Raw genomic sequence first — 22859 nt, forward strand, 5'->3', positions numbered from 1 at the left:
GAGGAGTCATGGCGCAGGTCGAAGCGACCACGCAGCGGGAGATCGCGGCCGGACCCGACGAGGTGTTCGACGCGCTCGCCGACTACAGCGGGACCCGGGCCGAACTGCTCCCCGCCCCCTTCAGCGAGTACGAGGTCCGGGAGGGCGGCGACGGCGAGGGCACGCTCGTGCACTGGAAGCTCCAGGCGACCAGCAAGCGCGTCCGGGACTGCCTGCTCGACGTCACCGAGCCGGCCGACGGGGAGTTGGTGGAGACCGACCGCAACTCCTCGATGGTGACCACCTGGCGGGTGACCCCCGGCAGCGGGGAGAAGACCGCCCGGGTCACGGTGACCACGGTCTGGAACGGCGCGGGCGGCATCGGCGGCTTCTTCGAGCGGACCTTCGCGCCCAAGGGGCTGGCCCGCATCTACGACGACGTCCTCCAGCGGCTGGCCGCCAGGACGGAGCAGGGCGGCTGACCTCCGCGTCCGGGCACGCGCGGCGCGCCCTCACTGGATCGGGTGGTTTCCGGTGGGGGCGCCGCTGCCGCAGGCGGCGGACCGCCGCAGGGAAAACCCCTGATCGGCAGCCCGACAGGCGCCCCGGGCAACTGAATTGAGTCCCATCCGTCCCACGGCGCGCACCTGAACCGTGCTTGAACGCGCTTGTCGTGCAATGCGAGAAATACTCCCCCAGAAGCAGCGGCAAGGGGAGTGGGATGGGCGGTACCGGCGGGGCGACCCTCGACACCAGGGGTGACGGAAACCCCGTAACCGGCAGGGGACTTCATCCCGGGCCCGTGGCCGCCGCGGCTCCGGCCGCGGTCGAGGTCACCGTGGAACTGCCCGGCCGGCCGGAGGCCCCGGCGGCGGCGACGCCGATGCCGGCGCCCGCGCCGGGACCCGCTGGCCCGCTGACGACTCCCGGCGCCGCGCCGGCAGCTACCGCCGCGGCGCCGACCGGAGCGGTGGAGTGCGGATCGACGGGCTCCGTCGCCCCGGGGCCCGGGGCGGTGGGGTCCGGCGCGGCCCGGTTCGCGCCGGCCGCCGGCCCCGGCACGCCCGGCGTCGACCTGGCCGGCCCCCGGGCGCCGTACCCGGCGGAGCGGATCCCGCAGGAAACTCCGCAGGATGCCGCAGCGTGGAGCGGGCCCCAGGACGCCGCACAGGGCGCCGCCGCGCAGGAGACCGCGGCGCCGGACGGCGGCCCGCCGCAGGCGCCGCTGTCAGCGCGCCGACTCCGCCTCGTCTTCGGCGCGCTGATGCTGGCCATGCTGCTAGCCGCGCTCGAACAGACCATCGTGGCCACCGCCCTTCCCAAGATCGTCGGCGAACTCGACGGCCTGCGCCGGATGTCCTGGGCCGTCACCGCCTACCTTCTGGCCGCGACCATCGTGCTGCCCGTCTACGGCAAGCTCGGCGACCTCTTCGGCCGCAAGGGCCTCTTCCTCTTCGCCATCGGCGTCTTCACCGTCGGCTCCGCCCTCGCCGGGTGGTCCGGTTCCATGGAGGAGCTGATCGTCTACCGCGCCGTGCAGGGCACCGGAGCCGGCGGACTGATGATCGGGGTGCAGGCGATCATCGCGGACGTCGTACCGGCCCGCGACCGCGGCCGCTACATGGGCCTGATCGGCGCCGCCTTCGGGCTCGCCTCGGTGGCCGGGCCGCTGCTGGGCGGCTGGTTCACCGACGACCTGTCCTGGCGCTGGTGCTTCTGGTTCAACGTACCGGTGGGCCTGCTCACCCTCCTGGTGACCTCGCTCGCCCTCACCCTGCCCAGGCCCCGGGTGCGGCCCCGGCTCGACATCCTCGGCGCGCTGCTGATGGCGGTCTTCTCCACCTGTCTGGTCCTGCTCACCAGTTGGGGCGGCACGACCTACGACTGGGGCGACGGCGTCATCCTCGGCCTGGCCGCCGGTGCCCTGGTCAGCGGCGGGCTCTTCCTCGTCGCCGAGCACTACGCACCGGAACCCGTGCTTCCGCTGCGGCTGTTCCGGGACTCCGTCTTCAACGTCACCGGTCTGGTGGGCGCGGCCATCGGCATCGCGCTCTTCGGCGCCGCCAGCTATCTGCCCAGCTTCCTGCAGATGGTCGAGGGCGTCAGTGCCACCACCTCTGGGCTGCTGATGCTGCCGCTGATGTCCGGGGTCGTCGTCTCCTCCCTGCTCGCCGGCCAGCTCATCACCCGCACCGGGCACTACAAGATCTTCCCCGTGCTGGGCTGCGCGCTCTCCGCCGAAGGGATGTGGCTGCTCTCCAAACTGGACGCGGACACCTCGCGCCAGATGTTCGGCATCTGGTCGGGCATCCTCGGCCTGGGGATCGGCTTCGTGCTGCCGGTGCTCGTGCTGGCCGTGCAGAACTCGGTGCGCGCCACCGACATCGGCGCGGCCACCAGCGCCAACAACTACTTCCGGCAGATCGGCGGCAGCATCGGGGCGGCCCTGTTCGGCACCCTGCTCGCGCACCGGCTCGCGGACGCGCTCGCCCGGAAGCTCCCCGGCGACCAGGGCGAGTTGCCCGACCCCGACTCCCTGACCCCGCAACTCGTGCGCGCACTGCCCGCACCGCTGCGCGACGGCTACGTCGAGGCGTACGCGGAAGCGATGCCGCGGATCTTCCTCTACCTCGTTCCGGTGCTCGTCCTCGGGCTGGCACTGTCCCTCTTCCTCAAGGAGAAACCACTGGTGTCCCAGCACACGTCCGTGCCTCCGGCCCGCAGCGCCGAAGCACCCGCAGCGCCCGCGCCCGACGCCGCCACGCCGCAGCCGCAGCCGCAGCCCGCGCCCTACGCCGCCGGTGTTCCGGTCTGCGGCGCCGTGCGGCACCACGACGGAACCGCGGTACCCCGCGCGGCGCTCACCCTGGTGGACACCGCCGGGCGGCAGATCGGGCGGGGGGCCACCGGCGACGACGGGCGGTACGCGCTGAGCACTCCTGGCGAGGGCTCCTACGTGCTGATCGCGTCGGCGGGCGGGCACCAGCCGCGTGCGGTCAGCGTCAGCGTGGGCGAACGGCCCGTCGACCTCGATGTGGTACTCGGCGGGGCGGGCCGGCTGGCGGGCAGTGTGCTGACCGCCGACGGCAACCCCGTCAAGGACGCCATCGTCACCCTCACCGACGTGCGCGGCGAGGTCGTCGCCACCACCCGCAGCAGCCGGGAGGGCGGCTACGTCATCTCCGAACTCGTCGCCGGCGAGTACACGCTGGCGGCCAGCGCTCCCGTCTACCGCCCCGCCGCCCTCCCGGTCTCCGTGCAGGCGTCCCGCGAGACCCGGCAGGACGTCGAACTCGCCGGTGGCGCCGTGCTGCGCGGCACCGTCCGGGCCTCCGGCGGGCGACCCGTGGAGGATGCGCGGGTCACCCTGCTGGATGCCGCCGGAAACGTCGTCGACACCGCGACGACCGGCACCGACGGCATCTTCCGCTTCGTCGACCTGGCCTCGGGCGAGTACACGGTGGTGGCCGCGGGCTATCCGCCGGTCGCGACCGTGCTGCAGATCGCAGGCGGCGGGCGCACCGAACGCGACCTGCAACTGGGCCACGAAGACTGACGGTCCGGGCTGTCCGGGCTGTCCGGGCTGTCCGGGCCGACCGGACAGCCCGGCCCGACCGGGCGCCGGGCGGGCCCCGGCGCGGCTTCCCGGCGCGCCGGGGGCTTCCGGCGGTGCGGCCGACGCGCCGACCGCGCCCCCCGTCGCGTCCCCCGTTCGGGCGTTGCCCCTCCTGCCGTTCCCGTCCGGCTCTACGGTGGTGAAGGCTGCCCGGCGTGGCGGGACCGGCCGCCGGAAGAGAGGACTGGTTCATGGGAAGCGAGCCGGACGCTGACCGTGGGATCCGCCGGACCGGTCCCTGCGCGGTGGAGACCCTGGTCGCCGTCCGCGGATGCCTTCCGCTCGCGGCGGTCGGCATCGGCGCGCGCGGCACCGTCGTGCACTGGGGCAGCGGCGCGAGCGCGCTGTTCGGACACCGCCGCAAGGACGTGCTCGGCGCCCCGGCGGCCGACATCCTGCCGGTGACGGGTGCGTTGAACGCCTCCGCGCGCGCGGGCGACCACCACTGGCTCGACGGCGCCGGTGATCTGACGGGGGCCGGTGCCGCCATGGCGGGACGGGCCCGCGTTCCGGTGCCCGGTCGGGACCGCGCAGATGTGCTGTGGTGGAGCTACCCGCTGGCTGCTCCCGCGCCCGTCCGGCTGCTGGTCCTCGCCACCGGTACGGCCCGGCTGCAGCGGCAGCGGGCGCTGCGGGGGACGAGGATCGTGCCCTCGTTCGGCCACCACCGCTGGTTTCCGGAGGCGAGTGAACTGGGCGCGCGGCTGCCGCGGCTCCTCGGCCGGCAGACCCGCGCGGCGGCGGCACCGGCGGCCTCCCGGATCCGGGAACTGGGCTGTCCCGTGGTGGAGGTGCATCGGCCCGCCGCCCAGTACGATCCGGCGCTCGTGGCGTGGAACGCGCAGGTCAGCGATGGATGCGGGGAGGATCCTCGCCTGCCCGGGTGAAAACAGGTGGTGTGGACCAGTGGAGTTATCCACAGGGGTGTCCTGGCGGTTGGCCACCGCGTAACGTGCCGGGCATGAAGATCCTCATCAGCGCCGACATGGAGGGCGCAACGGGAGTCACCTGGCCGGCGGACGTCCTGCCGGGAACCCCGCAGTGGGAGCGCTGCCGCTCGATGTTCACCTCGGACGTGGACGCCGCCGTCCGGGGCTTCTTCGAGGCAGGCGCTGACGAGGTGCTCATCAACGAGGCCCACTGGACGATGCGCAACCTCCTGCTGGAACAGCTGGACGAGCGGGCCGAGATGATCACCGGTCGGCACAAGGAGTTGTCGATGGTCGAAGGCATCCAGCATGGCGACGTGGACGGCGTCGCCTACATCGGCTACCACACCGGTGCCGGCAGCGAGGGCGTCCTCGCCCACACCTACCTCGCCAACTCCCTGACCGGCGTGTGGGCCGACGGGGTACGGGCCGGCGAGGGCTTCCTCAACACCCTGGTGGCGGCAGAGTTCGGCGTCCCCGTCGTGCTGGTGACCGGAGACGACCGCACCGTCGAGGACGCCAAGGGCTATGCGCCCGAGGCGCTGGGCGTCGCCGTCAAGGACTACGTGTCGCGGTACGCCGCGGTGTGCCGCCCGCCGGCCCGCACCGCGGCCGAGATCCGGGACGCCGCCCGGCGTGCCGTCCCGCAGGCCGGTCGGCGCGTTCCACCGGAGCCCGAACCGCACACCGTGGAGCTGGAGTTCGACGCCGAACACCTGGTGGGCGCAGCCACGGTCGTGCCCGGTGTCGAGCGCTCCGGCGAGCGCCGCGTGGCCTTCACCTCGGCCGGGGCCTACGACATGATCCGCTGCTTCAAGGCCGTCACGACCGTCGTCTCCGCCGCAGTGGAGGAGCAGTATGGCTGAGCGGGCAGCACGGGAAGAGCGCGGTATGACGGCTCCCGCGGATGGCGGCCACCTCGACGCGCAGGTCTTCGAGGAGGTGGTGCGGGCGACCTCCGAACTGATCCGGATCGACACCACCAACCACGGCGCGGGAGAGGGCAACGAACGCCCGGCCGCCGAGTACGTCGCCGCCGGACTGGCCGACGCGGGCATCGAACCCCGGCTGCTGGAGAAGAAGTCCGGCCGGACCAACGTGGTGGCCAGGATCGAGGGCACCGATCCGACAGCCGGGGCGCTGCTGCTGCACGGCCACCTCGATGTGGTCCCGGCCGAGCCCGCCGACTGGACGGTGCACCCCTTCTCCGGAGAGATCCGCGACGGCGTGGTGTGGGGACGCGGCGCCATCGACATGAAGAACGCCGACGCCATGGCCCTCTCGCTGGCTCGCGCCTGGGCCCGGGCCGGGGTGCGGCCGCCGCGCGACATCGTCCTGGCCTTCACCGCGGACGAGGAGGACAGCGCCGAGTTCGGCTCCGACTTCCTGGTGCGGGAGCATCCGGAACTCTTCGAGGGCTGCACCGAGGGCATCAGCGAGTCCGGTGCCTTCACCTTCCACGCCGGTCCCGGAATGCGGTTCTATCCCGTGGCGGCCGGCGAACGCGGAACGGCCTGGCTCAAGCTGACCGCCCACGGCCGGGCGGGACACGGCTCCAAGGTCAACCGCGCCAACGCCGTCAGCCGGCTCGCCGCCGCCGTCCACCGCATCGGCGAGCACGCGTGGCCGGTGCGGCTGACCCCCACCGTGCGGGCGGCGCTCGTCCGCCTCGCCGAACTGCACGGGCTGCGCCCGCTCCGCCCCGATGCGCCGGACGCCGAGGTGGACGCGCTGCTCGACGCACTCGGCCCGGCCGCCGCGCTGGTCGAGCCGGTCGTGCGCAACAGCGCCAACCCCACGGTGCTGGAGGCCGGTTACAAGGTCAATGTGATCCCGGGGACGGCCACCGCGCGCGTGGACGGCCGCATGCTGCCCGGCGCCGAGGAGGAGTTCCACGCCACGCTCGACGCGCTCACCGGCCCCGAGGTGGACTGGGAGTTCCAGCACCGGGAGATCCCGCTCCAGGCACCGCTGGAAACGCCGCTGTTCGCCGCCATGGTCGAGGCGCTGGAGCACTTCGACCCGGGCGCGCACGCGGTGCCGCACTGCATGTCCGGCGGCACCGACGCCAAGCAGTTCTCCCGGCTCGGTGTCGCAGGCTACGGCTTCACCCCGCTCAAGCTCCCCGAAGGCTTCGACTACCAGGCGCTGTTCCACGGCGTGGACGAACGTGTGCCCGTGGAGGCGCTGCACTTCGGCATCCGCGTCCTGGACCGCACCCTGCTCGGCATCGCAGCGCGGTCCGGCGCACCCTCCCGCACTTCCGCCACCGGCGGCGACCCGGGCGGCAGTGACCGCACCGTCGGCCGGGACGCCACGACCCCGTCAGGAGGCTGACTTCCATGCCCGTCCAGGCCCCCTACGGCACCTGGCCCTCCCCGATCGACGCCGGACTCGTGGCCGCGCACGACGGGCGGCCCGACTTCCTCGGATCCGTCGGCGGCGAGCTGTGGTGGACCGAGCCGCGTCCCGAGGAAGGCGGGCGCCGCGCTCTGCTGCGGCTGCCGGCCGACGGACGGCAGGCCCCCGTCAGCGTGCTGCCCGCACCCTGGAACGTGCGCAACCGGGTGATCGAGTACGGCGGTCTGCCCTGGGCCGGTGCGGCCCGCGGCAGCGGTGGGCCGCTGATCGTCTTCACACACTTCGCCGACCAGCGGCTCTACGCGGTCGAGCCCGACGCGCCCGACGCCGCGCCCCGCCCGCTGACCCCGCTCTCCGACGTCACCGAGGACGGGCTGCGCTGGTGCGACCCGGTGGTGCTGGTCGAGCGCGGCGAGGTGTGGTGCGTACTGGAGGAGTTCACCGGCGAGGGCCCCACCGAACTGCGCAGGGTACTGGCGGCCGTCCCGCTGGACGGTTCGGCCGCCGCCGACCGCGGCCGGGTGCGGGAGCTGACCGGGGACGGCGACCGGTTCCTGAGCGGCCCACGGCTCTCCCCGGACGGCGAGCGCCTGGCCTGGCTGGCGTGGAACCACCCCGCGATGCCGTGGGACGGTACCCGCGTCATGACCGCACGGATCAGCGGTGACGGCAGCCTCGAACAGCCGCGTGCGGTCGCGGGCGGCCCCGAGGAGTCGGTGGCGCAGGCGGAGTTCGCCCCCGACGGCACGCTGCTGATCGCCTCCGACGCGAGCGGCTGGTGGAATCTCCGCCGGGTGGATGCGGAGGCGACCGAAACGGACGGCTCCGCACCCCGGGGAGTGCCGCTGTGCCCGCGCGAGGAGGAGTTCGCGGGTGCCGCCTGGAAGATCGGGCAGCGCTGGTTCGCACCCCTGCCCGGCGGACTCGTGGCCACGCTGCACGGGCGGGGCGCGCAGCGGCTGGGTGTGCTCGACCCGGAGACGGGCGAACTGGTCGACGCCGCCGGGCCGTGGACCGAGTGGGCACCCTCGCTCGCCGTCGTCGACTCCCGCGTCGCCGGGATCGCGGCGAGCCCCCGCACCTCCTACGAGATCGTCGAACTGGACACCCGCACCGGCCACACGGTCGCCGTGGCCGCGCACCACGAGGACCAGGTTGACCCGGCCTACTATCCACAGCCGCAGAGCCGCACCTTCACCGGGCCCGACGGCCGCGACGTCCACGCCCACCTCCACCCCCCGCACCATCCCGACCACACCGCACCCGCGGGGGAACTGCCGCCCTATGTGGTGTGGGTGCACGGCGGACCCACCAGCCGCTCCCCCCTGGTGCTCGATCTGGAGATCGCCTACTTCACCTCCCGTGGCATCGGTGTGGCCGAGGTCAACTACGGCGGCTCCACCGGCTACGGACGTGCGTACCGCAACCGCCTCCGGCAGCAGTGGGGCGTCGTCGACGTCGAGGACTGTGCCGCGGTGGCCCGCACCCTCGCAGCTGAGGGCACGGCCGACCCGGCGCGGCTGGCCATCCGGGGCGGCAGCGCGGGCGGCTGGACCAGCGCCGCGTCGCTCACCTCCCCGCTCGCGGAGGGCCTGTACGCCTGCGGCACCATCACCTATCCCATCCTCGACCTGACGGGGTGGGCCACCGGCGAGACCCACGACTTCGAGTCCCAGTACCTGGAGTCCCTGGTCGGCCCGCTCGCCGAGGTGCCGGGCCGGTACCGCGCGCGCTCCCCGTTGCAGCACGCGGACCGGACGGCGGCGCCCTTCCTGCTGCTCCAGGGGCTGGACGACGTGATCTGCCCGCCGGTGCAGTGCGAGCGTTTCCTGGAACAGGTCAAGGGGAGGGGAGTCCCGCACGCCTATCTCGCCTTCGAGGGCGAGGGACACGGTTTCCGCCGGGCCGGGACGATCGTGCGCGCGGTGGAGGCCGAACTCTCGCTGTACTGCCAGACCTTCGGACTGACGCGGGAGGACATCACCCCGGTGGAGCTGCGGCCGTGAGCATTCCGCCGCTGCCCGAAGGAGAGCCGGCCCCCACCCTGGCCGATCCGCACGACCTGCTGGAGGGCTATCTCGACTACTACCGCGGCACCTTGCTCCGCAAGGCCGCCGAGCTCCCGGAGGAGGAGCTGCGCGCCGCCCGCCTCCCCTCGGGCTGGACACCGCTGGAGCTGATCCGGCACCTCCAGCACGTCGAACAGCGCTGGCTGAACTGGGGCTTCATGGCCGAGCCCGTACCTCGCCCCTGGGGCGACCACGGCACGGGCGAAGCCGCGGACCGCTGGCAGGTGCCCGAGGGGACGAGCATCCAGCAGGTGCTGGAGGCGTACCGAGCGCAGTGCGACCGTTCCCGGCAGATCACGGCCGCCGGGCGGCTCGACCGGCGCGCGGCGACCGGTGGTCGGTTTCCCGCCGAATCGGAGGCACCCACGCTCGCCTGGATCCTCTTCCACCTGCTCCAGGAGTACGCGCGCCACGTCGGGCAGCTCGACGTGGTGGTGGAGCTGGCGGGCAGCGGAACGGGGGAGTAGCGCCGCTCCCGGGGCGGACCGCGGAGCAGCGCTCCGCGCGGACCGCCCCAGGAGGGCCGACCGGCACGGACCGGTCACCACGGACTGGCCGGAGCGGGACCGATTCGTAACGGCCGTCTCGTCCGGAGCGGTCCGGGGCGGCGGCCGGGCCCCGGTTCGGCCCGCCCGTACCGTGGGCCGGCCGCCGTGCTGGAGACCGGCCAGTCGGCCAGGATCCGGGCCTGCCGCAGCAGGGTGATTCTGTTGTCCAGGTTCTCGTCCTCGTCCACCGACCACAGGGCGTACTCGACATGGCGCGCCACGGACCAGGCGCGTATCCGGTCGGTGTCTTCCCCCAGCGCCTCCGCCGGCAGCGCCGTGCGGTGCCGCAGCACCCGGTGCGGATCCTCGTGTGCGAAGGGGGCGTCGACCTGTTCCAGCAGCGGCCAGGGGTCGAAGGCGGGGTCGCCGGTCATCGGTTTGGCGTCAATGGCGAGCCAGGGGGAGCGTCGTGCGGACAGCAGATTGCCGGGGTTGAAGTCCCCGTGCACCACCACTTCCCGGCGCGCCGAGCGGGGCAGTTCCCGCAGCAGCCGTGCGGCCAATCGGAAGAGTCCCGCATCGAGTGCCGGAGGCCAGCTGCGGGCTGCCTGCCGCTCCGCGACGTCGGCCCAGTGCGCGGCCGTGTCGGCCACCCGGCCCATGCCCGATGCGGTCCCCGCGGCGGGGTCCGCCACCCACAGTTCGCACAGCACCTCCGCCGCTGCCAGCAGCCGTTCCTCGGCCGGGAGATGCGTGGCGCAACCCAGTTCGACGCCGGGTTCCACCCGCTCCAGCAGCAGTGCGAAGGCGGCCGCGTCCTGTGCGAGGGCGCGTACCGCGCCGCGCCCGCCCCACAGCCGGAGCGCGGCGCCCTCGGGGTGGGGCCAGGTCAGTTTGAGCACGACCCGGATGCCGTCGGGCAGCTCGGCGGGTGCCGCCCAGGAGCAGCTTCCGCCGTGGAAGGGTGCGGCCAGCCGCAGCTGCCAGCGCTCGCGCAGCTGCTCCACCAGCGCCGGCAGCCGGGCCAGCCATCCGTGTCCGTCGGCGGTGCGGCTCATCGCGGTGAGCTCGGGCGGGGTGGGCGGGAAGAGGTCGGTCCTGTGACGTCCGGGTGGCTGTCTGCGGCGGTGGCCGGTCGGGCCCGCACCACGGTAGGGCGTGCTCCGCCTGTTGCCGAGCGGCTTTTCGCGGAGCGCCGTGCCGCTCGCGGCGGAGCTCTCCGCACCCGTCGCGTCTGCCGGTGCGGTTCCGGCTCCGGTGCCCGTATCGGATCCAGCTTTGGTCTGTCGTGCGTTTCCGCGGCCCGGTGCGGGAGTCCGGTAGCTCGAAGGAGCAGCGCCGCACTCGTCTGTTCGGGTACGGTCACGGCATGACGAGCGTTGCACCCGGTATCGATGGTCCCGCCAGCTCTCCGGCCGTTCATGTGCTCCGGGTCTCGGAGCAGGCCGCCGCGACCAGGGTGCCCGGTGCGCTCGCCGCGCTGTCCGAGGAGGAGCGGGAGCGGGCCGCGGCCTTCGTCCGGCCCGTGGACCGCGACCGTTACCTCGTCGCGCATCTTGCGCTGCGCAGGGAACTGGGCGCGCTGCTCGGTCTGGAGCCGGCGGAAGTGCGGTTGGCCCGTGCGGACTGCCCCGTGTGCGAGGGCCCGCACGGGCGGCCGATCGTCCCCGGCAATCCGGTGCACTTCTCCCTCTCGCACGCGGGTGATGTGGTGCTGCTGGCCTTCGCGGCCGTGCCCGTCGGTGCGGACGTGGAGGAGTTCCCCTCCGCCGGGACGGCGCGCGAGACGATGACCGCTCTCCACCCCCGGGAGCAGGCCGAACTGGCGGCGGTCGCGGACACCGCGGCACTGCCGTCCGTGTTCGCGCGCTGCTGGACCCGGAAGGAGGCGTATCTGAAGGGCACCGGGACGGGGCTGGGCGAGGACCCCTCGATCACCTACGTCAGCGCGCTGGAGGATCCGGCCCCGGTGCCGGGGTGGCGGCTCGCGGATCTTCCGGCGCCGCCCGGCTACGCCGCCGCGAGTGCGCTGCGGCAGCTCACCGCTCACGAGGTCGGGTGAGCGCTCGCTCCGTGCGGGGCACGGCCGGCCTCCACCGGTCGCCGCCGGGCAGAACCGCGACGAGCAGGCCCAGGGCGCTGAACGACGAGCCCACCGCGACGACGGCGGGCCAGGCGCCGGCCGCCCAGGCGAGTGAGCCGGCCAGTGAGCCGAGTGCGATGCCCAGGAAGCGTGCGGTGAACCAGACGGTGTTGAGGCGGCTGTGCAGGCCGCGGTCGAGAGTGAACAGCACGGTCTGACTGGCCGCCTGGCTGCCCCACACCCCGATGTCGAGCAGCACCACGCCGGGGACCAGCCACCACGGCGAAACTCCGCCGGGCAGCAGCACCAGCCATCCCGCCAGGACGAGCGCGAGGAGCGCCGCGGTCGCGCCGCGGCGTCCCATTCGCTCGGCGGCCCGCCCGGCCCACGGCGAGGCCGCGGCACTGGCCGCGGCCACCAGCCCGAAGAGGCCGATCCGGGCCGGTCCGTAGTGGTAGTGCCCGCCGAGGAGGAAGGTCAGGCTGGTCCAGAACGCGCCGAAGGCGACGCCGACCAACGCCCCGGACAGCACGATCCGGAACACCATCGGGTGTGCCGCGAGCCGGGGCAGGGAAGCCAGCGCGGCGCGGTAGCCCGGCACCGGGGAGGAAGCGGCGGACGGCACGGGCGGCGCGGGCGGCAGCGCCGAGCGCAGCAGAGCGACCAGCGCCAGGGTCAGCCCGCAGGAGCACAGATGGACGCCGCGCCACCCGACGGCCTCCGCGAGGACGCCGGAGTAGGCACGGGAGGCCAGCACCCCCACGAGCATTCCTGCTTGCACACCGCCGACCACCTGCCCCACCGCGCCCCTACGCCCCTCCGCGAGGGCGACCGCGAGTGGCGTCACCAGTTGGGGCACCGGCGAGCACAGGCCCAGCGCGAAGCCCGCGGCGAGCAGGAATTCAGCGGTGGGGGCGAGTGCGCAGGCCGCCAGCGCCAGCGAGGAGAGGGTGCCCAGCGTCAGGATCAGGCGGCGCCGGTCGTGGCTGTCGCCTGCCGGCACCAGCAGCAGGATGCCGGTGGCGTAGCCGAGCTGGGTTGCGGTGGGGACGGCTCCCAGCAGAGCGGGTCCCCCGCCCAGCGACCGGGCGATGGCCTCCAGCAGGGGCTGGCTGAGATACACGTTGGCTGCGGTGACGGCGCTGGTGACCGCCAGCAGCAGCATCCGGCGGTGGAAGCGGCCGGACGGTTCGGCGGGGACCGGGGAGGAGTGGTTCACGGGCAACGAGGCTAGGCACGCGCAGCGTGGCAGACTTTCGCCCGTACGCCAGCAATTGTCGAGAGTGCGCCAACCCGGAGCTGCGGGCGGCGCCGCCGCGGGGAGCCATGTACGGGAAGAGCGAGGACCGGGACGACTACCAGGGGGTTCCCCGGCCGGTCGCGGCGATGGCGCGGGATCTGCCCGACGGCCACCACATCCCGCCGCACCGTCACCGGCGTGCTCAGCTGATCTACGGCACCACGGGCGCCATCACGGTGGTCACCGGCCACGGCACCTGGGTGGTTCCGGCGACCCGGGGCGCGTGGGTGCCGCCGGGGCTCACCCACGAGATGCGGTGCGCCGGACCGGTGGCGATGCGCACCCTCTACCTCGACCCGGCCGCCGCGGTGGAGCTGCCGGACGTCCCCACCGTGGTCTCCGTCCCGCCGCTGCTGCGGGAACTGATCGACGAGGCGACCCGGCTGCCGGTGGAGTACGAGGTCGAGGGCCGGGACGGACATGTGATGGCCCTGCTGCTGCGGGAGCTGACGCCGCATCCCGTGGCGGCGCTGCATCTGCCGGCCCCGGACAGCCCGCGGCTGGCGGCGCTCTGCGATGCGGTGCGGCGGTCTCCGGCGGATTCCTGGACCACCGGCCGGGCGGCGACCTTCGCACATGTGAGCCCCCGGAGCCTGCAGCGCGACTTCACCGCCGCGACCGGGATGAGCCTGGCCCGCTGGGTGCAGCAGGCGCGGCTCGTGCACGCGGTGACCCTGCTCGCGCGGGGCTCCTCCGTCACCGCGGTGGCGGGTGCCGTCGGCTATGCCACGCCCAGCGCCTTCACCGCCATGTTCCGCCGCGCACTCGGCACCACGCCCCGGGACTACTTCGCCCCCTCGTGAGTGCGGCGGGCGGCGGCGGTCCACCGGAAGTGCGGCCCACGGCAGAGAAGCCCGCCGCGGAGACGCCCACCGGAAGGCGGCGCAACGCGTGCCCCCGGAGTCCCGGCTGTCCCGGGCGTGCCGACGGTCCCGCCGGCGCCGGGGCATCGCCGCGGAAGGGATCTGGCGTGCGGCCGACGGAGCGTGTTCCATGGTCATCGGGGGGTCCCGGTCAGGCGGCGGCGCCCGTGGACGTATGGAAGAAGCGAGGTTGCCGTGGCCACGACCGTACGACGCAGCACCCGGACCCTGCCCGCCGCGCCGCTCGGTCCCGAGAACCCGCTGCCCGCGCTGCTGCCGCGGGACGAGGCCCACGTCCTGGACGGAGCCGAACGTGCCGCGCTGCCGCCGGAGATGGCACGTCAGGTGGGCTACGCGCCGCTGCGGTCGGTGCTGCCCACCCGGGTGCTGGACGGTTACGGACGGCAGCGCACTCCGACCGCGCTCGAGACGATCGTCCTGGAGAACGCACGGCTCCGCGCCACCGTCCTCCCGGGCCTCGGCGGCCGCCTCGCCTCCCTGTTCCACAAGCCGACCGGGCGTGAACTGCTGTATGCGAACCCGGTCTTCCAGCCTGCCGACTTCGCCCTCAACGGAGCCTGGTTCTCGGGGGGCGTCGAGTGGAACATCGGCGCCACCGGCCATACGACGCTCTCCTGCGCACCCCTGCACGCGGCCCGGGTGCCCGCACCCGGCGGAGACGGTGCGATGGTGCGGCTGTGGGAGTGGGAGCGGCTGCGGGACACCCCGTTCCAGGTCGACCTGTGGCTGCCGGAGGACTCCGACTTCCTCTACGTCGGCGCCCGGATCCGCAACCCGCACCACCGCACCGTGCCGGTCTACTGGTGGTCCAACATCGCGGTCCCCGAGACCCCGGGGACGCGGGTGCTCGCCCCGGCCGAGGAGAGCTGGTACTTCGCCTACGAGCGCACGCTGCGCCGGATACCGGTGCCCGAGTGGGAGGGCGTCGATCTGACCTATCCGCTGGGCAGCCGGTTCCCCGCCGACTACTTCCACGAGGTGCCCGCACCGTCGCGGAAGTGGATCGCCGCCCTCGACGGGACGGGGCAGGGCTTGGTGCAGACCTCGACGGACCTGCTGCGCGGCCGCAAGCTGTTCGTCTGGGGTGCCGGGCCGGGCGGCAGACGCTGGCAGGAGTGGCTGACCGAGCCGGGCACGCCCGGGTACGTGGAGATCCAGGCGGGGCTGGCCCGCACCCAGCTCGAACATCTGCCGCTGGAACCGGGCGGCGAGTTCGCCTGGCTGGAGGCGTACGGTCCGCTCGACGCCGATCCGGAGAGGGTGCACGGCGCGGACTGGGCGGCCGCCCGCGCGCACACCGAGGAGCGGCTGGAGAGCGCACTGCCGCGCGGCAGGGTGGAGGAGGCCTACACGGCCTGGCGACCGTGCGCGGACACGGCCCCCGAGGGCGAACCGGCCGACGGCTGGCTGGCGTCGGGTTCGGGCTGGGGGGCGCTGGAGGTGGAGCGCGGCGGTTTCACCCTCCCGGGTACGCCGTTCCCGCCGGAGACCCTGGGCGAGCAGCAGCGGCCGTGGACCGCGCTGCTGCACACCGGCACACTGCCCGGCGGGCCGGAACACCTTCCGCCGGGCCCCACGCTGGTCGCGCCGGAGTGGCGTGAACTGCTGGAGTCCGCCGACGCGGATCCGGACTCCGCTGCGGCGGGCGCAGCCTCGCGACGCGAGGTGGACTACCACCTGGGCGTCGCACAGTGGCACGCCGGTGACCGCTCGCAGGCGGTGCGCAGTTGGGAGCGGTCCCTCGAACAGGGAGCGCGCTGGCCGGCGTTGCGCTGCCTGGCCGTCGCCGACCGGCAGGAGGGCAACGGAGCCCGTGCGGCGGAGCGCTGGCTGGCGGCCGTGCACGACGCACGCGAGCGGCTCGATCCGAGTATCCCGCTCGCCGAGGCGGCACTCACAGCGCTCGCGGTGGAAGCGGTCGAAGCGCTGCTGGCCGAGGACCGGGCGCAGGAGGCCGAACAGGCGCTGGCGGGCCTGTCCCGGCAGCAGCACCAGCGCGGCCGCTGCCGACTGCTGCGCGCCCGGGTTCTGCTGGCACAGGGCGACACCGCGGGTGCACGCGCGCTGTTCGAGGCCGGTTTCGAGGTCGAGGACCTGCGAGAGGGCGAGGAGGTGCTGAGCGACACCTGGGCGGCGCTCACCTCCGACCCGCTCCCGGCCCGGTACGACTTCCGGATGCGTCCGTAGGGACCGGAGGAGCGGATGAGGCCGCCGCACGGCGCTCCCGGTGGAAGCCGTCCCGGGAGCGCGGTGCGGCCACTGCTGCTATTGCGCGGGGGAGTCCTGTTTGCGGTCCACGTACTCGAAAACGCTGCCGTCCGGGTGGCGGGCGATCAGATTGCGGCCGATCGGGGTGGCCTTGGGTCCCGCGATGATCTGCGCCCCGACGGTGTGGAGGTCGGCGAGCGCGTCGTCCACGTCCTTCACCGCGAGGGTCGCCTTGACCTTGCTGAGCACGTCGAGATGCTCCTCGGGGCCGCTCATCAGGAAGAAGGGACCGACCGCCGCGACCTCCACGGGGCCGTTCTGGAAGCGCATCGCCTCCGCACTGGCCAGCCGTTCGTACACCGGCACGGCCGTGTCCAGATCGTCGACGCAGATACGCAGCGAGGTCCCCAGGATATCCATGGCACCACCCTAGAACGGGACCGCCCGCCGCGCCGAACCACGGTACGGGAACGCGCAGTTGCCCCGGAGTGCCCGCCGCCGCGCCCGCCGCCGCTCACGCGCGGCAGAGGATCTCGCCGTGCACCACGGTGAACCAGCCGTCCTCCTCCTGCCCCCAGGTCCGCCAGGCCTCCGCGATCCCGCGCAGTTCGTCCTCATCGGTCAGGCCGCCCTCGACGGCGAGCGCCGCATAGCCGGAGGCGACGGTGCGGTCGGCCCACAGTCCGCTCCACCAGGCACGTTCGTCCGGCGTGCTGAAGCACCAGGTGCTCGTGGTGACGGTGATGTCGCTGAAGCCGGCTGCGCGGGCCCATGCGTGCAGCCGCCGCCCGGCATCGGGGGTGCCGCCGTTGGCGTGTGCGACCCGCCGGTAGAGGTCCAGCCAGGCCTCCATGCCGGGGGACTGCGGGTACCAGAACATGCCTCCGTAGTCCGCGTCCCGGACCGCCACCACCCCGCCGGGCGCGCACACCCGGCGCATCTCGCGCAGTGCGCCCACCGGATCGCCCACGTGCTGCAGCGTCTGGTGGGCGTGCACCACGTCGAAGTCGCCGGCCGCGAAGTCGAGCGCGTGCACGTCGCCCGTGGTGAAGGCGGTGTTGGTCAGCCCGCGTTCCCGTGCGGTGGCGCGGGCCTGCTCCAGGACTCCGGAGGCCGCGTCGAGTCCGGTGACGGAGCCCTGCGGCACCCGCGAGGCCAGATCCGCCGTGATGGTGCCGGGCCCGCAGCCGATGTCCAGGACCCGGTGGTCCGGACGCAGCTCGTCGAGGAGGTAGGCGGCGGAGTTGGCGGCGGTGCGCCAGGTGTGCGAGCGCAGGACGGACTCGTGGTGGCCGTGGGTGTAGACGGCGGTCTCGTGTGCCATGCGGGCACTGTAGCTCGGCGTCTCGTCATGCGAGCAAGGCTATTCCGGAATGTGGACTCCTTCGGTGTGCTCATCCGGAGTGCGGCCGGCCGTCCTCCTGCTCGGCGAGCGGTCCCGCCCCCGCGCCGTGCGGTGCTTCGGTGCCCTGTTCCGGTGCCGCGTCGATGCCCGGCACCGGTCCGGAGTCCGGCACGGCACGGCTGATGTGGGCCAGGACCGAGTCCGGATCGCTCTCCCGCACCAAGTCGCCGATGCTGACCATCCCGGCCAGTCGGCCGCCGTCGAGCACCGGCAGTCTGCGCACCACGTGTGACCGCATCAGATCCACCGCCGTCCGCAGTTCCGTGTCCGGCGAGACGGTCACCGGGTCGCGGGTGCAGGCCGAGAGGCAGTTCACGCCCAGTGGATCCACCGCGTCGGCCACCGCACGCAGGGTGATGTCCCGATCGGTGAGCAGCCCGAGCAGTCTGCCGTCCTTCACCACGAGCACGTCCCCGATGTCCTGCGCGCGCATCAACTGGGCGGCCTCCACCAGGGACGCGTCAGGACGGACTGTCGTCGCCGCGGGTGTCATGATGTCTCGCACCAAACGCGCCATGTCCCTGCCCTCTTCTCCGGGTTGCCTCGTCCCGCGCCGTGTGCTCACTCACCCCCGTCGAGCAGCACGGCGTACCCGCCCGTGCGCCGCCGACACCCCCGCGATGGAGGGGAGTTGGGGCCCATCGGCCCGATGTCGCCGTCGTCCGGCGCCGGTCCGTCGCTCCCACCACCGGGCAGCCGCGCCCAGGCGCCGTCCGGGCCGCTCGGTGTTCACCGGGCATGCCGCCCGCACGTCCGCCCGGCGCCGCCGTCAGGCGTGCCTAGGACTGCCCGCTGCTGACGGCCCCGCCGCCGTCCGGCTCTGCCCCGACCCGTGGCCCCTGCCGACCCCGCGGATCCGGCACCGCCCGAGCCGTGCCCCGGGTCCGGTGCACCACAGGGCAGGTGCCCGGGGGGTTCGGCGCACGACAGGGCGGGCGCCCGCGCACAGGGCGCCGCGCGGGCGCCCGCCTCCGGGCGAAACCGTACGTGTCGGCGCTGCCGGTGCCATCGCCTTCTGCCAAGGTGTACGCAAGAAAGGTTGTCCGATAAGCGGCGGAGGCCACATGATGCGGCGCACGGACCAGGTCGGGGGAGGCGCGGAGCTGCTCGCCGTCCCGTCCCTGGCCGCCGTCCGCGAGGCCGCCTGCGCATACTGGCACCGCCGCGGCCTGCCGACCGGTCCTCCGCAGGTCGCCGTGGCCCCCGGCGCTCCGCTGCTGCTGCTCGCCGTGCTGGCGGCCGCTGCCGGTGCTCCCGACGGTGGCGGCGAGGGGCTGCGGACGCCCGGCAGTGTGCTGCTTCCGCATCCGTGTCCGCCCTGGCACGCGGCGCAGGCGCGGCAGCTCGGCCGGACGGTGCACACCGTTCCGGTGCCCGCGGAGTGCGGCGGCGTCCCGGACCCGTTCGCGCTGCTGGAGGCGGTGCGCAGATCCCGCGAGGCCGGCGAGTTCCCGCACGCGCTGGTGCTCTCCGTCGCCGACGACATCACCGGTACCGCCGCGCCGCCCGAACTGCTGCACGAGGTGTGCGAGGCCGCCGTCGCCGAGGGGCTGCTGATCGTCAGCGACGAGACCTGGCGCGACAGCTCGCACGACCCGCACGACACCGTCGTCGTCAGCCCGGCCGAGATGCTCACCGAGGCGGGCCGGGCCGACCACGTGGTGGTGCTCGCCGGACTCGGCGCGACGGGCGAAGTGGCGGCGATGGGCCCCGGCTCCGGTCCTGGACCCGGTGAGGCGCCCCCGGGGATCGCCCGGTTCGCGGCCACGGAGCGCGGCCGGACGTTCGGTGCGCGTGTGCACCACGTGCTGGCCGAGCTCGGCGCCGGGCTGTCCGGCCCGGCCGCGGCGGCGGCTGCCACGACGCTGCGGGAGCCCCCCGAGCTGCTGTCCCGGCGGGCCGAGGCGGTCCGGGTGCACGGCGAGTCGGCCCGCGCGTTGCATCGGGCCGTCACCGCGGCGGGCGCGGTGTGCCGCCCGCCGCATCTGGGCCGTCACCTGTACGTCGACCTCGACCCGTTTCGGCCGCGCCTGGCCGCGTGTGGTGTTACCGACGCGGTGCGGCTGGAGGCCGAGCTGGTGCGGCGGCTGGGCCCGTGGGCGCGGGGCGGGCACCGGTTCGGCGACGACCCGGGAGAGCTGCGGGTGCGGCTGGCCACGGACCTTCTGTCCGGTGCGGCGCGGCCCACCGGGCGGGACGGGGGCGAGCCGGTGGCCAAGGGTGCGGCCGGACCGGCCGCGCGGCCGCATCCGCAGGAATGGCCCGGAGCGGCGGAGACGTTGGCACAGGTGCAGTCGGTGCTGGTCGATCTCACGGATGGGAGTTGTCAGTAGATGACAGAACGGACCGGGCAGCGCTCCGAGGACACCCCCTCCTCTCCCCGGCCGGACGGGGCCGCCGCGTCGGAGCCCTCCGGACCGGGCCAGCCCCCCTCGGCCTCGACCCCGTCAGCCGGAACCCCGGCCGGGAGGCCCGCGGGGACGGCCCCCGGGACGCCCGCGACCGGGACGTCCGGCACGTCCGGGCCCGAGCCGTCCGGGGACGCAGCGCCGTCCGATGTTGCGGGCGACGCCGCACCCGAGGGCGTCCACCCGGCCGCCGGAGGAGGCGCGGCCCCGCCCTGCGCCGGGGGAGGCACCCGGCCCGGTCCCACCGACGTACTCCTGCAGCCGCCCCCGCCCGCGCTCTCCCCGCCGCGCCCGGTCGGTGCCCGGCGGGTGTGGCCCCGCTCGTTCGCGCACCGGCTCACCTCGCCGCTGCCCGGCGTCCGGGCGCTGGCCAGGCTCGCGCGCGAGGGCGCCATGCGGCCGGTCGCATCGGCCCTCGCCGAGGAGATCCCGCGGCTGCCCTTCGCGCCGGGCCCGCTTCCCGAACCCGGCCCCGACGGCCTGTCGGTGACCTGGGCCGGGCACGCCAGCTGGGTGGTGCGGATCGGCGGCCTCACGGTGCTGACCGACCCGGTCTGGTCGCGGAAGATCCTCGGCACTCCCGCCCGCATCACCCCCGTAGGGGTGGCCTGGCAGGATCTGCCGACGGTCGACGCCGTCGTCATCTCGCACAACCACTACGACCACCTCGACGCTCCCACCCTGCGCCGACTGCCGCGTTCCACTCCGCTGTTCGTCCCGGCCGGGCTCGGCGCCTGGTGCCGCAAGCGCGGTTTCACCACCGTCACCGAACTGGACTGGTGGGAGGGTGCCGAGCTGCCCGTACGGCGGGACGGTCCGGCGGCGGAGGGCAGCGGCAGGGCGCGGGTGCGCTTCGACTTCGTGCCCGCCCACCACTGGTCCAAGCGCACCCTCACCGACACCTGCCGCTCCCTGTGGGGCGGCTGGGTGCTGACCGACCCGCGGGGGCAGCGCGTGTACTTCGCGGGGGACACCGGATACGGGCACTGGTTCGCCGAGATCGGCCGCCGGTTCGCCGGTGTCGACCTGGCACTGCTGCCCATCGGCGCCTACGACCCGCGCTGGATGCTGCGCCCCGTGCACACCGATCCGGAGGAGGCCGTGCGCGCCTGCCAGGACGTGGGCGCGCGCCGAATGGCTCCCATGCACTGGTCCACCTTCCTGCTCTCCGGAGAGCCCCCGCTGGAGCCGCTCACCCGGGTACGGAACGCCTGGGCCGAGGCGGGGCGCCCGCGCGAGGACCTGTGGGACCTCCCAGTGGGGGCCTCCAGGGTCCTGGAGGCGGCGTAGCTCCCGACGAGGAGCACCACACCCTCTGCCGCCGGACGGTCCCGCGGAGTGCTACTCGGAGGTACGCGCCCCGCGGAACCGGCGCCACAGCGCCGGGGCGGCACTCAGGAGCAGGGTCAGGGCGACAGCCGCGACGATCCCCTCCCAGGGCTGGGGGAAGAGGGAGCCGCCCGCGACGCCGACGAGCTGGTAGGCGGCGGCCCACGCCAGGCAGGCCAGGACGTCCCCGCGGGCGAACTCGCGCAACCGCATCCGGGCCAGCAGACAGGCGAGCATCACGGGGATCCGCCCCGCGGGGATCAGCCGGGAGACGACGAGCACCGTGACCCCGTGCGTACGCAGCCGGGCGTCGGCCTGCGCGAGCCGTTCGGGGGCGGCCCGCTCGCGCAGCGCCGACAGCCAGCGGGAGCCGTTCCTGGAGCCGACCCCTCGGCTGCCCAGCCAGTACAGTCCCAGGTCGCCGAGGAAGGCGGCGAGCGAGGCGACACCGAAGACGGCGAGCAGCGCGAGCGCCGGCATGCTCTGGTGGAGCGCCACCACGGCGGCCCCGCTGACCAGCGCCCCCGTCGGGACGACCGGCACCAGTGAGCCGAGCACCACGAGCAGGAACAGTGAGGGGTAGCCCAGCGCCTGCTGGGTGGACTCGGGCGGGCGCACCACGGCCTCGGAGACGGTGTGGGCGACCGCGCCGAGTCCGTCCGGGAGCGCACCGGTCATCTGTCCGCCTCCAGTCGCACGCTCTCTCCGTGCCCCAGCAGGTGCACCGCGACCTCCGGCGCGGGCCGCGCCGCCAGCCGCTTGAACTCTGCGCCGGGGGAGTGGAACTCGTGCGGCCTGATCGCGTCCATCCCCACCGGCCAGTACGTGCCGAAGTGCACCGGCACCGCGCTGCGCGGGCGCAGCCGGGCCAGTGCCTCGGCGGCGCGGCCCGCGTCCAGGTGCCCCTCGCCCAGGAAGGGCCCCCAGCCGCCGACCGGCAGCAGCGCCGTGTCCACGGCCCCGACCTCGTCCGCCATCCCGTCGAACAGTCCGGTGTCCCCCGCGAAGTAGGTGCGCTCCTCGCCCGTCACCACGAACCCCAGCGCGGGAGCCGTGTGCCGTCCCAGGGGCAGCCGCCGCCCGTCGTGCGCGGCGGGGACGGCCCGGACGGTCAGCGGGCCCGCCGCGATCTCGTCGCCCGGGACGACCTCGACGAGCTCCAGTGCCGGCGCCAGCCGCCGCAGGCCCGGCACGGCCCGCTGCGCTCCGCGCGGCACCAGCACCCGGGTGCCCGGCGCGAGCATGGCGAGGGAGCCGAGGTGCAGGTGGTCGGCGTGCAGGTGGGAGACGAGTACCAGGTCGGCGCGCGCCGCGTGCGGCGGCGGCAGCGCCCCGCGCCGACGGCGCAGATGAGCGACCCGGCGTACCAGCAGCGGGTCCGTCAGCACCGTGGCCCCCGAATCCCGCACGGTGGCGGTGGCATGTCCCCACCAGGTGACCTCGACCGGCACGTGCGCTCCTCCCCGGGTCCTCGTCGGCTGCTGCGGCCCCTACGAGCCTAAGCGCGCACCGGGGCGACCGGACCGCCGCCTCCGCCCGCGTCCTGCCGCGCGCCCACGCTCCCCGGCCCGGCGGTCTTCCGTTCCGGCCGCCTTCCCCGCGCAGCCCATTCCGGCCCTCCGCTGCCCCCGCGCCGTCCCTGCCCCTTCCCCGCGCCGTCCCTGCCCCTTCCCCGCTTCCCCGCACGGTCCGTCCGCCGCCCCCTCCGCGGACCCCGCGCCCTCAGTGAGCCTCGCGCTCTCCTCGAGCGCCCTCCTGCCGCCGGACGAGACTGTGCAAAAGTGGAGGTTGTTCCGTCAA

Annotated in this window: 19 protein-coding genes; 12 read left to right on the forward strand and 7 right to left on the reverse strand. The window is 74.4% G+C overall.

Annotation, left to right across the window (positions count from 1 at the left end; genetic code table 11):
* Window positions 1-8: 8 nt before the first annotated feature.
* The 7 genes from ACFYMO_RS00940 (at window position 9) to ACFYMO_RS00970 (ending at window position 9421) form a co-directional block, all read left to right on the forward strand.
* Complete coding sequence (locus tag ACFYMO_RS00940; protein ID WP_360689786.1) at window positions 9-461, forward strand: SRPBCC family protein; 453 nt, start codon at window positions 9-11, stop codon at window positions 459-461.
* Between the two features lie 239 nt (window positions 462-700).
* Window positions 701-3535, forward strand: a complete 2835-nt coding sequence (locus ACFYMO_RS00945) for an MFS transporter (protein WP_388543381.1) — start codon at window positions 701-703, stop codon at window positions 3533-3535.
* 251 nt (window positions 3536-3786) lie between these two features.
* Entirely contained in the window at window positions 3787-4482 is a 696-nt protein-coding gene (locus tag ACFYMO_RS00950; RefSeq protein WP_366771449.1) for a hypothetical protein, read from the forward strand.
* A gap of 74 nt (window positions 4483-4556) precedes the next feature.
* Entirely contained in the window at window positions 4557-5390 is an 834-nt protein-coding gene (locus tag ACFYMO_RS00955) for a M55 family metallopeptidase (RefSeq protein ID WP_366771448.1), read from the forward strand.
* Entirely contained in the window at window positions 5383-6861 is a 1479-nt protein-coding gene (locus tag ACFYMO_RS00960; RefSeq protein ID WP_388543384.1) for a M20/M25/M40 family metallo-hydrolase, read from the forward strand. The genes ACFYMO_RS00955 and ACFYMO_RS00960 overlap by 8 nt, the downstream gene beginning before the upstream one ends.
* Before the next feature lie 5 nt (window positions 6862-6866).
* Window positions 6867-8891, forward strand: coding sequence for a prolyl oligopeptidase family serine peptidase (locus ACFYMO_RS00965; protein ID WP_366771447.1), 2025 nt, complete (start codon window positions 6867-6869; stop codon window positions 8889-8891).
* Window positions 8888-9421, forward strand: coding sequence for a DinB family protein (locus tag ACFYMO_RS00970; protein ID WP_388543386.1), 534 nt, complete (start codon window positions 8888-8890; stop codon window positions 9419-9421). Before ACFYMO_RS00965 ends, ACFYMO_RS00970 begins: the two co-directional genes overlap by 4 nt.
* A gap of 74 nt (window positions 9422-9495) precedes the next feature.
* On the opposite strand, the gene ACFYMO_RS00975 is transcribed toward ACFYMO_RS00970, so the two are convergent.
* Window positions 9496-10500 carry an aminoglycoside phosphotransferase family protein gene (locus ACFYMO_RS00975; protein WP_388543388.1) on the reverse strand — a complete coding sequence of 335 codons (1005 nt, stop codon included), beginning with the start codon at window positions 10498-10500 and terminating at the stop codon, window positions 9496-9498.
* A 311-nt stretch (window positions 10501-10811) separates the two neighbouring features.
* Between ACFYMO_RS00975 and ACFYMO_RS00980 the strand changes: the two genes are divergently transcribed.
* Entirely contained in the window at window positions 10812-11504 is a 693-nt protein-coding gene (locus ACFYMO_RS00980; RefSeq protein WP_037707929.1) for a 4'-phosphopantetheinyl transferase superfamily protein, read from the forward strand.
* Here ACFYMO_RS00980 and ACFYMO_RS00985 read toward each other — a convergent pair.
* Window positions 11482-12744: an MFS transporter gene (locus ACFYMO_RS00985; protein WP_388543390.1), complete on the reverse strand. Its 1263-nt coding sequence runs from the start codon at window positions 12742-12744 to the stop codon at window positions 11482-11484. The two genes, ACFYMO_RS00980 and ACFYMO_RS00985, sit on opposite strands and share 23 nt — an antisense overlap.
* Window positions 12745-12851: 107 nt before the next feature.
* Between ACFYMO_RS00985 and ACFYMO_RS00990 the strand changes: the two genes are divergently transcribed.
* Both ACFYMO_RS00990 and ACFYMO_RS00995 read left to right on the forward strand, forming a co-directional pair.
* The gene (locus ACFYMO_RS00990; protein WP_388543392.1) at window positions 12852-13628 is read left to right on the forward strand and encodes a helix-turn-helix domain-containing protein; all 777 of its coding nucleotides are present in this window, start codon (window positions 12852-12854) and stop codon (window positions 13626-13628) included.
* 255 nt (window positions 13629-13883) lie between these two features.
* Complete coding sequence (locus ACFYMO_RS00995) at window positions 13884-15896, forward strand: DUF5107 domain-containing protein (protein ID WP_388543394.1); 2013 nt, start codon at window positions 13884-13886, stop codon at window positions 15894-15896.
* Window positions 15897-15974: 78 nt separating this feature from the next.
* On the opposite strand, the gene ACFYMO_RS01000 is transcribed toward ACFYMO_RS00995, so the two are convergent.
* The 3 genes from ACFYMO_RS01000 to ACFYMO_RS01010 form a co-directional block, all read right to left on the reverse strand.
* Complete coding sequence (locus ACFYMO_RS01000) at window positions 15975-16337, reverse strand: VOC family protein (protein WP_366771439.1); 363 nt, start codon at window positions 16335-16337, stop codon at window positions 15975-15977.
* A 94-nt stretch (window positions 16338-16431) separates the two neighbouring features.
* Window positions 16432-17241, reverse strand: coding sequence for a methyltransferase domain-containing protein (locus ACFYMO_RS01005; protein WP_388543396.1), 810 nt, complete (start codon window positions 17239-17241; stop codon window positions 16432-16434).
* Window positions 17242-17311: 70 nt separating this feature from the next.
* The gene (locus ACFYMO_RS01010; protein WP_366771437.1) at window positions 17312-17839 is read right to left on the reverse strand and encodes a CBS domain-containing protein; all 528 of its coding nucleotides are present in this window, start codon (window positions 17837-17839) and stop codon (window positions 17312-17314) included.
* A 547-nt stretch (window positions 17840-18386) separates the two neighbouring features.
* Between ACFYMO_RS01010 and ACFYMO_RS01015 the strand changes: the two genes are divergently transcribed.
* A complete protein-coding gene (locus tag ACFYMO_RS01015; protein ID WP_388543398.1) occupies window positions 18387-19655 on the forward strand; it encodes an aminotransferase class I/II-fold pyridoxal phosphate-dependent enzyme in 1269 nt (422 codons plus the stop codon).
* Window positions 19656-21020, forward strand: a complete 1365-nt coding sequence (locus ACFYMO_RS01020) for an MBL fold metallo-hydrolase (RefSeq protein ID WP_366771435.1) — start codon at window positions 19656-19658, stop codon at window positions 21018-21020. It abuts the gene before it with no gap.
* A 51-nt stretch (window positions 21021-21071) separates the two neighbouring features.
* Here ACFYMO_RS01020 and ACFYMO_RS01025 read toward each other — a convergent pair whose 3' ends face one another.
* Both ACFYMO_RS01025 and ACFYMO_RS01030 read right to left on the reverse strand, forming a co-directional pair.
* The gene (locus tag ACFYMO_RS01025) at window positions 21072-21737 is read right to left on the reverse strand and encodes a VTT domain-containing protein (protein ID WP_366771434.1); all 666 of its coding nucleotides are present in this window, start codon (window positions 21735-21737) and stop codon (window positions 21072-21074) included.
* Window positions 21734-22510, reverse strand: coding sequence for an MBL fold metallo-hydrolase (locus tag ACFYMO_RS01030; protein WP_388543400.1), 777 nt, complete (start codon window positions 22508-22510; stop codon window positions 21734-21736). The genes ACFYMO_RS01025 and ACFYMO_RS01030 overlap by 4 nt, the downstream gene beginning before the upstream one ends.
* Window positions 22511-22859 lie beyond the last annotated feature (349 nt).

This window comes from Streptomyces sp. NPDC007025 (assembly GCF_042869455.1).
Lineage (GTDB): Bacteria > Actinomycetota > Actinomycetes > Streptomycetales > Streptomycetaceae > Streptomyces.